This is a genomic window from Roseovarius sp. YIN77 (assembly GCF_057219155.1).
In genome coordinates, this window is record NZ_JBXVVI010000012.1 from 1 (window position 1) to 13,316 (window position 13,316).

The 13,316-nt window shown below is 56.3% G+C and carries 8 protein-coding genes; 3 read left to right on the forward strand and 5 right to left on the reverse strand.

The window, feature by feature from the left end:
- The 4 genes from AC2D8P_RS11075 to rpsL form a co-directional block, all read right to left on the reverse strand.
- On the reverse strand, positions 1-125 hold a 125-nt coding region (locus tag AC2D8P_RS11075; RefSeq protein ID WP_484702852.1), incomplete at its 3' end, for a GTP-binding protein.
- A gap of 53 nt (positions 126-178) precedes the next feature.
- Positions 179-2,296: an elongation factor G gene (gene fusA / locus AC2D8P_RS11080; RefSeq protein ID WP_484702739.1), complete on the reverse strand. Its 2,118-nt coding sequence runs from the start codon at positions 2,294-2,296 to the stop codon at positions 179-181.
- Between the two features lie 18 nt (positions 2,297-2,314).
- Entirely contained in the window at positions 2,315-2,785 is a 471-nt protein-coding gene (gene rpsG / locus AC2D8P_RS11085) for a 30S ribosomal protein S7 (RefSeq protein WP_484702741.1), read from the reverse strand.
- Between the two features lie 12 nt (positions 2,786-2,797).
- Complete coding sequence (gene rpsL / locus AC2D8P_RS11090; protein WP_484702742.1) at positions 2,798-3,169, reverse strand: 30S ribosomal protein S12; 372 nt, start codon at positions 3,167-3,169, stop codon at positions 2,798-2,800.
- 668 nt (positions 3,170-3,837) lie between these two features.
- Here rpsL and AC2D8P_RS11095 point away from each other — a divergent pair.
- From AC2D8P_RS11095 to AC2D8P_RS11105, 3 genes are all read left to right on the forward strand, one after another.
- Positions 3,838-4,749, forward strand: a complete 912-nt coding sequence (locus AC2D8P_RS11095) for a LysR substrate-binding domain-containing protein (RefSeq protein ID WP_484702744.1) — start codon at positions 3,838-3,840, stop codon at positions 4,747-4,749.
- Positions 4,750-4,851: 102 nt separating this feature from the next.
- A complete protein-coding gene (locus tag AC2D8P_RS11100) occupies positions 4,852-6,405 on the forward strand; it encodes a trimethylamine methyltransferase family protein (RefSeq protein ID WP_484702746.1) in 1,554 nt (517 codons plus the stop codon).
- A 25-nt stretch (positions 6,406-6,430) separates the two neighbouring features.
- The gene (locus AC2D8P_RS11105; protein ID WP_484702747.1) at positions 6,431-8,842 is read left to right on the forward strand and encodes an FAD-dependent oxidoreductase; all 2,412 of its coding nucleotides are present in this window, start codon (positions 6,431-6,433) and stop codon (positions 8,840-8,842) included.
- Positions 8,843-9,060: 218 nt separating this feature from the next.
- On the opposite strand, the gene rpoC is transcribed toward AC2D8P_RS11105, so the two are convergent.
- Positions 9,061-13,305 (reverse strand): DNA-directed RNA polymerase subunit beta', encoded by a 4,245-nt coding sequence (gene rpoC, locus AC2D8P_RS11110; RefSeq protein ID WP_484702749.1) that lies wholly within the window; start codon positions 13,303-13,305, stop codon positions 9,061-9,063.
- Between the last annotated feature and the right edge of the window lie 11 nt (positions 13,306-13,316).

Sequence of the window (13,316 nt, forward strand, 5' to 3'; positions counted from 1 at the left end):
TAGCTTTGGAAATCGCCAAACTGCTTGGTGATCGCAGCCGTCAGTGTCGTCTTGCCGTGGTCAACGTGACCAATCGTGCCGATGTTGCAATGCGGCTTCGACCGCTCAAACTTCTCTTTTGCCATTATGGCCTCCTGTTATTTTGAGGGGGAAGCGGTGACCGCTTCCCCAATTTCGCTTAGGCAAATTTCGCCTGAATTTCGTCCGAGATGTTCTGTGGAACCGGATCATAGTGATCGAACTGCATGGTAAACTGCGCACGACCCGAAGACATGGAACGCAGAGTGTTGATGTAGCCGAACATGTTTGCCAATGGCACCATCGCGTCGATTGCAATCGCGTTGCCGCGTGGCGCCTGACCGGTCACCTGACCCCGACGAGATGTCAGATCGCCGATGATGCCACCTGTGTAATCTTCAGGTGTGACAACTTCGACTTTCATGATCGGTTCCAGCATCTTGGCGCCCGCTTTGCGCATACCTTCGCGCATGCCCATACGACCAGCGATTTCAAAGGCCAGAACGCTGGAGTCAACGTCATGGAACTTCCCGTCGATCAGGGCGACTTTGAAGTCGATCACAGGGAAGCCAGCCAGCGGGCCGCTATCCATAACCGATTTGATGCCTTTTTCGACGCCCGGAATGTATTCTTTTGGAACAGCACCACCAACGATGCGGGACTCGAATGAATACCCTTCACCAGGTTCAGTTGGCGAAATGATGAGTTTGACCTCAGCATACTGACCCGAACCACCCGACTGTTTCTTGTGGGTGTAGGTGTGCTCTACCTCATGGCCAATCGTTTCACGGTAAGCCACCTGCGGCGCACCGATGTTGGCCTCGACCTTGAATTCACGACGCAGACGATCCACCAGAATATCGAGGTGAAGTTCGCCCATGCCCTTCATGATGGTCTGACCGGATTCCAGATCAGTTTCCACGCGGAAGGACGGATCTTCGGCCGCCAGACGTGCCAGACCGGTCGACATCTTTTCTTGGTCGCCCTTGGTTTTAGGCTCTACCGCGATTTCGATGACCGGATCAGGGAAAGTCATGGTTTCCAGAACCACAGGCGCGTTGATCGCACAAAGCGTGTCACCTGTTGTGGTGTCTTTCAGACCACCCAGAGCGATGATGTCACCTGCGAATGCTTCGGAGATTTCATCACGATCGTTGGAGTGCATGATCATCATGCGGCCAACACGCTCTTTTTTGCCTTTGGTCGAGTTCAGGAACGAGTCACCCTTTTCCAGTTTACCGGAGTAAATACGGGTAAAGGTCAGTGAACCAACAAACGGGTCATTCCAGATTTTGAACGCCAGAGCAGAGAACGGCATGTCATCATCCGCGCGGCGGGCGATGTCACGGGTTTCCGTTTCGTCACCAGGTTTGAAGCCCATGTAATCGACAACGTCCAGCGGGCTGGGCAGATAATCGACAACAGCGTTCAGCAGTGGTTGAACACCTTTGTTTTTGAACGCAGAGCCACACAGAACAGGAACGAATTCCATGGCCAGCGTACCCTTGCGGATCAAAGCGCGCAGAGTTTCAACGGAGGGCTCTTCGCCTTCCAGATAAGCTTCCATGGCATCGTCGTCCATTTCGACGGCCATTTCGATCAGCTCGTTGCGCATCTCTTCGCACTTGTCTTTCAGCTCAGCGCGAACTTCGCGTTGTTCCCAAGAAGCCCCAAGATCTTCGCCAACCCAAACCCATTCTTTCATGGTGATCAGGTCAACAGCGCCTTCCAGCTCGTTCTCAGCGCCGATTGGGCACTGGATTGGCATCGGACGGGCACCGGTACGGTCTGCGATCATGTGAACACAGTTGAAGAAGTCAGCGCCGATCTTGTCCATCTTGTTGACGAACACAATGCGCGGAACTTTGTAGCGGTCAGCCTGACGCCAAACGGTTTCTGTTTGCGGCTCAACACCTGCGTTGGCGTCAAGAACAGCAACAGCACCATCGAGAACCGCCAGAGAACGTTCAACTTCGATGGTGAAGTCAACGTGACCTGGGGTGTCGATGATGTTCATGCGGTGCTTTTCAGAATCCGCAGTTTGGCCATCTTCTGTGCGTTCCCAGAATGTGGTTGTCGCAGCGGACGTGATGGTGATCCCACGTTCCTGTTCCTGCTCCATGTGGTCCATAGTAGCCGCACCGTCATGCACCTCACCGATGTTGTGAGATTTGCCGGTGTAGAACAGGATGCGCTCGGAACAGGTGGTTTTACCTGCATCGATATGCGCCATGATGCCGAAGTTGCGGTAACGGTCGAGCGGATATTCGCGTGCCATTTTCTTGTGTCCTTCGGATTACCAGCGATAATGGCTGAACGCTTTGTTCGCGTCGGCCATTTTGTGGGTGTCTTCGCGTTTCTTGACGGCTGTACCACGGCCATTGACCGCATCCAGCAATTCGCCTGCGAAACGCTCTTCCATCGTGTTTTCGTTGCGCTTGCGAGCCGCAGAGATCAGCCAGCGGATGGCCAGTGCTTCGCGGCGCTCGGGGCGCACTTCGACAGGAACCTGATAGGTGGCACCACCAACCCGGCGGGAACGAACCTCAACCGACGGTTTGACGTTGTCCAGTGCTTCGTGGAACACTTCGACGGGGGCGCGTTTCAGTTTGGCTTCAACCCGGTCAAACGCATTGTAAACGATGCGCTCAGCGACGGATTTCTTGCCGTCGATCATCAGGTTGTTCATGAATTTGGTCAGAACGCGGTCGCCATATTTGGCGTCGGGCAGAACTTCGCGTTTCTCAGCGGCGTGACGACGTGACATGCTCGGCTCTCCTTATTTGGGACGCTTGGCGCCGTATTTCGAACGACGTTGTTTACGATCTTTGACGCCCTGAGTATCCAGAACACCGCGAAGGATGTGGTAGCGCACACCAGGAAGGTCTTTCACACGACCGCCACGGATCAGAACCACAGAGTGTTCCTGAAGGTTGTGGCTTTCACCCGGGATATAGCTGATGACCTCAAAACCATTGGTCAGGCGCACTTTGGCGACTTTCCGCATAGCAGAGTTCGGTTTCTTCGGCGTTGTTGTGTAAACGCGCGTACATACCCCACGCTTCTGCGGGCACGCCTGCAGGTGCTGGGACTTCTGAGATCTTACTTTTGGCTGCCGCGGTTTGCGGATCAGCTGTTGGATCGTTGGCATTCCGGTTCATTCCCCGTGTTGCAACTTTGGTTCATGCACGGGGGCCCCCGCGCGGCTCATTCATTTCGGCACTTAAGACGACCGCAAAGCCAAAAACCGCAATCGTTCCCGTACCGAGGTGAACGACGCGGTGGGCATTCAGAGGATCGGGGTATGGAAGACCCGGATCATGACCACTGGACTATGGGTTCAGGCAAAAGGGTTTCCCCCCAGCCCGGATGCGCGCGGTATATGGAGAGTCGGATGGGTTGTCAACACGCGGACATTTAGAAATCAATCCAACCTAAGTGACGCGGCAGAATACAGCTGTATTTTGCAGGTCGGCAATTTGATCCAGCATCGAACCGAGGCAAGCCTTGATAAACGCACCATCACAATCGGCAGGGCACAATCAAAATGAACCCTTCGCCATTCTGTTTCCAACTATCCACCCAGAGACATCCACGAAATACGCCAATGCAGATACATGGGGAGGAATATGACAATCAAGAACACAACACAAATACGAGAGCGTGATCCATGAGACTGCGTCTGGGCGTCAGGAAATATTTTTGCCCAAGGCGATGATCCCGCGCCGCGAATGACTTTAAATCTGGACACGGGCGTGTCTGGTCGTTCAAGTATTACTTGTCGTCAGTTTGCTCGCATTAATTCCAGGGAATAAACATGTGAGAAAATATCCGCTGCCTGCCCTTTCACAACTGCACACTTTCGAGGCAGTTTCGCGCCGGATGAGCTTTGCCGCTGCCGCAGAAGAGCTGTGCTTGACGCAAAGTGCTGTCAGCCGTCAGATCAAGTCATTGGAAGAGGATCTGGGTCGCGCGTTGTTCCGGCGCAAACATCGGGCCATCGAGTTGACATCCGAAGGGCAGCAGTTGTTTGAGGCTGTCACCCGCGGGCTGGATGAGATCACAGGCTGTGTCTCAGGCCTGCGCGTATCGACTGCCACACCGCAGATCACGGTGGCCGCTTCGGTTGCCTTTTCTTACTACTGGCTGATGCCGCGGCTGGAGCGGTTTGCTGAACGTTACCCTGACATCGATTTACGTGTCCTTGCCACCGATCAGATCGTCGACCTGAACAAGGGCGATGCGGATGTCGCCGTGTTATATGGTCAAGGCGGCTGGGACGGGGTTGAGGCGCGCTGGCTTGTTGGTGAACGGGTTTATCCGGTTTGCAGCCGGGACTATCTCGACAATCATCCCGAGCTTCAACGTCCCAGTGATTTACTGGATCAGACGCTGCTGCATCTGGATGGTGGTGGCGCAATTTGGGGCGCTGTCGATTGGCAGGTTTGGCTGGTGCAGCAAGGCATCACGGGGCAACCCGTGCGCAGGGGTATCCGGTTGAACAGCTACCCGATGGTTTTGCAAGGGGCAGAGGCCGGCCGGGGTGTCGCCCTGGGTTGGAGCTATATCACCGACACAATGATAAGTAGCGGGCAGTTGGTGTGCCCTTTTGAACATCCGCTTGAAACGACGAGCAGCTATTATGTTGGCGCATTAAGTGACAGAATTTCAATTCCGGCAGTTTCGAGCTTTCTTCAATGGATGATAGAGGAAAGCGAGGGGATGGGTTGAATTTCGCATGATTCCTAGGAATGCGTTACATTCAAAATAATCGTTTGAGGCGAGCAGTGTTTCCGGAGTTATTGGCGCTCAGAAATCACCGTGAGGTCTCTGATGCCCGCAACTGCCACCCACAAACCGAACCGCAGAGGCCGCAACAAGGCCGAGGTTAAATCGGCCACCCCACCGATCAATCCGGGCATGGTCGGTGGTCATTATCGCCCGCTGACCACACCAGAGATGGAGCGCATCCACGAGCTGGTGCTACAGCTCTTGGCCGACCTCGGCCTCAGTCAGATCACACCCAGCCTTGAGGCACGCGCCGTGGCGGCTGGATGTGAGGTTGGCAGCGACGGGCGCCTGTGTTTCCCGCGTAGCATGGTCGAAGACATGATCGCGCGCACGCGTCGCAAGTTCACGTTGCACGGTATTGATCCCAGGCACGACATTCAGATCGGCGGTCAGCGTGTGCATACAGGGACCGGAGGTGCCGCGCCGACGATCATGGATTTCAACACCGGCAAGTACCGCGAAAGCACGGTGGCCGATCTTTATGACATAGCCCGGTTGGTGGACCGGATGGACAACATCCACTGGTATCACCGTTCTGTCGTGGCCCGGGATACAAGCTCGGTGCTCGATTTGGATATCAACACCACCTATGCCTGCCTGTCCGGTACTACCAAATCCATCGCCGTCAGCTATACCGACAGCGCCAGCGTCAAGGCAGTTATGCCAATGCTGGATGCTGTGGCGGGCGGCGAGGGAAAGTTTCGCGCGCGCCCCTTCTGCACCGCTGTCTGTTGTCATGTCGTGCCGCCCATGCGCTTTGCCACAGAAAGCTGCGATGCGCTGGAAGCAGCGGTTGAGGCCGGGATGCCGATCCTTCTGGTGGCGGCCAGCCAGGCCGGGGCCACCGCACCCGCGGCATTGGCTGGTGCCGTGGCGCAAGCCTGCGCCGAGGTTCTGGCCGGCTTGATCCTGTGCAACATCATCGACCCTGAATGCCGCGCGATCTTTGCCACCTGGCCCTTTGTCAGCGACCTGCGCACCGGTGCAATGTCGGGTGGATCGGGGGAACAGGCGCTTCTGTCCGCCGCCTGCGCCCAGATGGCTGGTTACTATGACCTGCCAAACTCGGTGCCTGCGGGCATGACCGACAGCAAGCTACCCGACATGCAGGCGGGTGGCGAAAAAGGTTACACCATTTCATTGGCCGCACATGCCGGGGCCTCGATGATCCACGAATGCGCGGGCATGCATGGCAGCCTGATGGGGACCAGCTTTGAAAGCTATGTACTGGACAATGACTTGCTGGGCGCAATCCTGCGCACGGTCAAAGGCATCGAAGTCAACGAAGACACCGTGAATTTTGATGTGATCCGCGAAGTTGTCATGGGCGAAGGACATTACCTGGGTCACCCGCAGACATTTGCGCGGATGAAAACCGATTACCTTTATCCCGACATCGCCGATCGGCGCAGCATCAGCGAATGGGAAAATGCGGGCGGGCGCGATGCGCGGGATAAGGCGCGCGACAGCGTGCGCACTATCCTTGCCGATCACTATCCCAACCATATTCCCGAGGCCGTGGATCGGCAATTGCGCGAAACCTACAACATCGTTCTGCCAAAGGCCCGGATGTTTGCCGGCAACGGCACCTGGTAGCCACAAAAAAGAAAGGAAATCCATTATGCAATCTCATGCAAAGGTCGTGATCATCGGTGGCGGCATGATGGGGGTCGGTCTGGCCTATCATCTGGCGGAAGAGGGCTGGAAGGATGTGGTGCTGATCGAAAAAGGAGAGCTGACAAGCGGCTCCACCTGGCACGCGGCAGGACAATGCCCCAGCTTTATCAGCAACTACAACATGGCCAAGATCCATCATTATTCCAACACGCTCTATCCCCGACTGGAAGAGATCACCGGACAGCCCGCAGGCTGGCACGGTTGCGGCGGTATCCGTCTGGCCACGACACAGAAAGAAGTCGACTGGTTCGAACATGTTGCCGGATTTTCTGCAAATGTCGGTTTCCATATGGAGGTAATCGGCCCGGACCGCATCAAAGAGCTGAATCCATGGCTGGAAACCGACGGTATCCTGGCGGGGGCCTACACGAACATGGACGGCCATGTGGATCCCTCTAGCGCGTGCAACGCGATGGCGGCGGGCGCGCGTCAGCTTGGGGCCACGATCCTTCGGCGCACGCTTGTGACTGATATCAATGTGCTGCCCTGTGGAGAATTCGAAGTGGTAACCGACAAGGGCAACATTCGTGCCGAGCACGTGGTGAATGCGGCTGGATGTTATGCCCGTGAGGTTGGCAAGTGGGTGGGCGTGGAAACCCCGATCACCAATATGGAACACCAGTATCTGGTGACCGAACCGCTGGAAGAGTTCAAGGACCTGGACACCGAACTTCCGGTTATGCGTGACCCAGCCATGGCGGGGTACTACCGACAAGAACAAAATGCCGGGCTTGTCGGCATCTACGAACACTATGGCAGCCGCGAGGCCTGGGCCGGGCGCGGCGGGTTCCCGGAATGGAACAGCGAAAATGAGCTGTTTGAAGGCGACCTTGACCGCATCGTCCCGTGGCTGGAAAAAGCCTTGGACAGGATGCCGACCTTTGCCAATGCTGGCATCAAACGCATCATCAACGGAGCCATCCCGCATACACCTGATGGCAATCCGCTGGTTGGTCCCGCACCGGGGTTGCGCAATTTCTGGCAATGTTGCGGGGCGGCCATTGGCATTGCCCAGGGCGCAGGGACGGGCAAGTATCTTGCGCAATGGATGGTACATGGTGATGCCGAGATCAACATGCACTGCGTCGACCCGCGCCGGTTTGGGGCCTATGCAGATCCCGATTATACCCGCGCCAAAAGTTTCGATGACTATGAGAACATGTTCGAAACACCGCTGCCGGGTCGTGAAATCCATGCAGGTCGCCCCAACCGGGTGACCCCGCTATATGAACCGCTAAAAGCCAAAGGCGCGGTTTACACCGAAGTCTATGGTTGGGAGCGCCCCAAGTATTTCGCGCCCGAAGGGTTCGAAGAAACGCTGCAATACCGGCGCAACAACGTCTTTGATATTGTCGCCAAGGAATGCAATGCAGTCCGCGAACGCGTAGGCATTATGGACTTGTCGAGCTTTGCCAAATTCGACGTGATCGGCGCAGGTGCCGAGGCTCTGCTGGATCGTCTAACCGCCAACAAGCTGCCTGCCAAGACCGGGGGCATAAATCTAACCCATGTCTTGTCGGATAATGGCCGGATCGAGGGCGAATGGACCATCACCCGGCTGGATGATGATCGGTTCTATGTCCTGTCAGGTGCAGGCACCGAACGGATGGTGCTGGATCAGCTGACATTTGCTGCTGGGGACGATGTAACAATTGCCAATGTCACCGATGTTTACGGCATGTTGGTGGTTGCCGGGCCGAAATCGCGTGATGTGCTGGCGCCCCTGACAGATGCTGATCTGACCAATGCCTCCTTCCGCTGGCTGTCAGGGCAAGAGATCACGATCGCAGGGGTCCCGGTTCGGGCCCTGCGGGTGAGTTATGTCGGCGAGCTCGGCTGGGAGCTGCACGCGCCGATGGGTGATCTGGCGAAACTTTATGATGCCATCTGGACCGAAGGTCAGACACACGAAATTGCCGATTTTGGCGTCCATGCCGTAAATTCATTGCGGATGGAAAAGGGCTATCGAGGCTACGCCGCGGAACTGACCAACGAGATCAGCCTGATTGAGGCTGATTGCCAAAGGTTTTACGCCCCGGGAAAGGGTGAATTCAATGGCCGCGCTGCGACCGAAAGGGTGCGTCAGCAAGGCCTTGCGACCACGTTGGTCTATGGCGAAGTGGCCGCAACCGATTGCGATATCTATGGCGGCGAAGCGGTGATGCAGGGTGACAAAGTGGTCGGCGTCTGCACATCGGGCGGGTTCGGCCATGCCACCGGGAAAAGTCTGGCCTTCGCCTATGTTGAACCGGGTGCGACCGAGGGTCTGGACGTCGTCATTTTGGGTGAACGCCGAACGCTGACCCTGCATGACGCCCCGGTTTGGGACCCGACGAACGCCCGGCAAAAGGCCTAGATGAGCATAAACATGGTTGCGGTGAGCCGCCTTTTGCGCCCTCCGCAACGATCAACATGTTGGGCTTTCCTCCGCAGAAGGTCGCGATGTGCAAACATTTCGTTATGGCAGGCGGACGGCAGAGGCTGTCCGCCCAGCCATTTTTGTAGTTAGCCCCACGTCATAAAAAAACCCGCCATCTCTGGCGGGTTTTTTTGTCTCTCAATCAGCAATCGCGATCAATCGCGGCTTTCGAACACGTCGCTCAGGTCGCTGTCGATCACGCCGTCATCGGCAAAGGCTGCGTCCGGTGCGGCAAGCGCGGCAGCGGCTGCTGCTTCTTCCTGACGGGCCTCGATCACGACGTTGTCGCGTTCCTGCGCAACGCGGCGGACCTGCTGTGTGGCCCCGCCGGTTCCGGCCGGGATCAGACGACCAACGATGACGTTTTCCTTCAGACCGACCAGTTTGTCGCGTTTGCCCTGAACCGATGCCTCGGTCAGAACGCGGGTGGTTTCCTGGAAGGAGGCTGCCGAGATAAACGAACGTGTTTGCAGCGATGCTTTGGTGATCCCCAGAAGGATCGGCGCGCCTTTGGCCTCGCGTCCGCCCTTCTTTAGGGCTTTCTCGTTGGCGGCGTCAAACTCTGCCTTATCGACATGTTCGCCTTTCAGCAGTGTGGTGTCCCCAGATTCCTGGATTTCCCATTTCTGCAGCATCTGGCGAACGATGACTTCGATGTGCTTGTCGTTGATCTTCACACCTTGCAGGCGATAGACGTCCTGAACCTCGTCAATCATGTAGTTGGCCAGGGCCTCTACACCCATGATCGACAGGATGTCATGAGGTGCCGGGTTGCCGTCCATGATGTAGTCGCCCTTGCGCACCAGGTCACCTTCGGCGACCGGGATGTGCTTGCCTTTGGGCACCATGTATTCGACGGGTTCGCGGCTGTCATCCAAGGGTTCGATCGAGATGCGACGCTTGTTCTTGTAGTCGCGGCCAAAGCGGACGTAACCATCGATCTCTGCGATGATGGCGTTGTCTTTGGGACGACGTGCCTCAAAGAGTTCAGCCACACGCGGCAGACCACCGGTGATGTCCTTGGTTTTCGCACCTTCACGCGGGATACGGGCAACCACGTCACCAGCTTTGATTTCCTGCTGATCTTCGATCGACAGGATGGCATCCACGGACATCGCATAGGTGACCGGGTTACCAGCATCGTTACGTACTGGTTCGCCATCTTCGCCCATGACGATAATCTCTGGCTTCAGCTCATTACCTTTCGGCGCAGTGCGCCAGTCGACAACGATTTTCTGCGTCATGCCAGTTGCATCGTCGGTTTCGTCCCGCACGGCCACGCCAGACACCAGATCGACGAATTTGGCGATACCGGATTTTTCAGCGATGATCGGCTGGGTGTAGGGATCCCATTCATAGAGCTTGTCGCCCCGGGACACTTTTTGCCCATCCTTGACGTGCAGTTTGGAACCATAGCTGACCTTGTGCGAGGCCAGTTCCTGACCGTTGTCATCCATGATCGCAACCTGCAGGTTGCGGCTCATGGAGACCAGTTCACCGTCAGCATTTTCCAGGATGCTGGCATCACGAAGCTCTACTTTACCTTCGTGACTTGCCTCTTGGAAGGATTGCTGGCCAGACGACTGCGCAACACCACCGATGTGGAAGGTCCGCATGGTCAGCTGAGTACCAGGCTCACCGATGGACTGTGCCGCGATAATGCCGACAGCCTCGCCGGTGTTGACCATAGTCCCGCGGGCAAGATCACGCCCGTAACACATGGCGCAGACGCCTTCCTCTGCCTCACAGGTCAGTGGGCTGCGGATGCGCATGGAAACAACACCAGCCTCTTCGATGGCATCTGCCATACGTTCGTCAAGCAGCTCGCCCGCTTTGACCAGGACGTCCTCGGTTCCGGGAACCAGAACATCATCTGCAGTCACACGACCCAGAATCCGTTCAGACAGAGAGGCGACAACCTCGCCATCATTGATGGCAGCCTCTGCTGTGATTGCACGTTCGGTTCCGCAATCGCGGGCGCGAACGATACAATCCTGTGCCACGTCCACCAGACGACGGGTCAGGTAACCGGAGTTTGCGGTTTTCAGCGCGGTATCGGACAGACCTTTCCGGGCACCGTGGGTCGAGTTGAAGTACTCAAGCACGGTCAGACCTTCTTTAAAGTTCGAGATAATTGGCGTTTCGATAATCTCGCCCGAAGGTTTCGCCATCAGGCCACGCATCCCACCCAGCTGTTTCATCTGGGTGACAGAGCCCCGCGCACCGGAATGCGCCATCATGTAGACGGAGTTGGGTTCCTGTTCTGCGCCATCTTCGTCGCAATCCGCGGTCGAGATGTTGTCCATCATCGCGTCGGTGACTTTGTCGTTACACTTGGACCAGGCGTCGATGACTTTGTTGTACTTTTCGCCCTGAGTGATCAGACCGTCCATATACTGTTGTTCAAAGCCCTTCACCTGATCGCGGGTGTCGTCAACGATGGTCCACTTGTTGTCAGGAATGACCATGTCATCCTTACCAAACGAGATGCCAGCCTTGAACGCTTCGCGGAAACCGGACCCCATGATCTGGTCACAGAAAATAACGGATTCTTTCTGACCACAGTAGCGATACACGGTGTCGATGACCTGCTGCACTTCTTTTTTGCGCAACAGACGGTTGACCAGCTCGAACGGTGCTTTGGCGTTCTTTGGCAACAGTGCGCCCAGGCGCACACGACCTGGTGTGGTATCAAAGCGAACCATCACCTCGTTGCCTTCATCATCGATCTGCGGCAGTCGGGCCTTAATCTTGGCGTGCAGATGCACTTCGCCGGCGTCCAGCGCGTGCTGGACCTCTTCGATATCGGCAAAGATCATGCCTTCGCCCTTCATGCCTTCACGCTGCATCGAGGTGTAGTAAAGACCAAGAACCATATCCTGCGACGGCACGATGATCGGTGCACCGTTGGCCGGTGACAGAACGTTGTTCGTGGACATCATCAGAACGCGGGCTTCGAGCTGTGCCTCAAGGCTGAGCGGCACGTGAACGGCCATCTGGTCGCCATCAAAGTCGGCGTTAAAGGCCGAACAGACCAGCGGGTGCAGCTGAATGGCTTTACCTTCGATCAGGACCGGCTCAAACGCCTGGATGCCCAGACGGTGAAGCGTCGGCGCACGGTTCAGCATGACCGGATGTTCGCGGATGACCTCATCAAGGATATCCCAAACTTCAGGGCGTTCCTTTTCCACCAGTTTCTTGGCTTGCTTGACGGTCGAGGACAGACCTTTGGCTTCCAGCCGCGAATAGATGAACGGCTTGAACAGCTCCAGCGCCATTTTCTTAGGCAGACCGCACTGATGCAGTTTCAGTTCTGGGCCGGTCACGATCACGGAACGGCCAGAGAAGTCGACCCGTTTTCCCAAAAGGTTCTGACGGAAACGGCCCTGCTTGCCTTTCAGCATGTCGGACAGCGATTTCAGCGGGCGCTTGGAGGCGCCAGTGATCACGCGGCCTCGGCGACCGTTGTCAAACAGCGCATCCACAGATTCCTGCAACATCCGTTTTTCGTTGCGGACGATGATGTCAGGTGCACGCAGTTCGATCAGGCGTTTCAGACGGTTGTTCCGGTTGATCACCCGACGATAGAGATCGTTCAGGTCAGAGGTCGCGAAACGGCCCCCATCCAGCGGTACCAGCGGGCGCAGTTCTGGCGGGATCACCGGAATCACGGTCATGACCATCCATTCCGGGCGGTTGCCAGATTCAAGGAAGCTCTCGACCACTTTCAGACGCTTGATGATCTTTTTAGGCTTCAGCTCGCCGGTTGCCTCGGCCAGATCGGCGCGCAGGGTTTCAGCCTCTGATTCCAGATCGATCATGGACAGCATTTCGCGGATCGCTTCGGCACCGATATTGGCGGTGAAGGCGTCCATGCCGTACATGTCCTGGGCGTCCATGAACTCTTCTTCGGTCATCATCTGACCGTAGGTGAGATCAGTCAGGCCCGGTTCGATCACGACGTAGTTTTCAAAGTAGAGAACCCGTTCCAGATCACGCAAAGTCATGTCCAGCATCAGACCGATGCGCGACGGCAGCGATTTCAGAAACCAGATATGGGCACAGGGTGCAGCCAGTTCGATATGGCCCATGCGTTCGCGGCGAACCTTTTGCAGCGTTACCTCAACACCACATTTTTCGCAGACAACGCCGCGATATTTCATCCGCTTATACTTACCGCACAGACATTCGTAATCTTTGATCGGGCCAAAGATACGGGCGCAGAACAGACCGTCACGTTCGGGCTTGAACGTCCGGTAGTTGATGGTTTCGGGTTTCTTGATCTCACCGAACGACCACGACAGGATCCGCTCTGGCGATGCCAAAGAGACCTTGATTTCGTCAAAGGCCTTTTGCGGAGCCAATGGGTTGAACGGGTTGGTTGTCAGTTCCTGGTTCATTTTCAAATCCT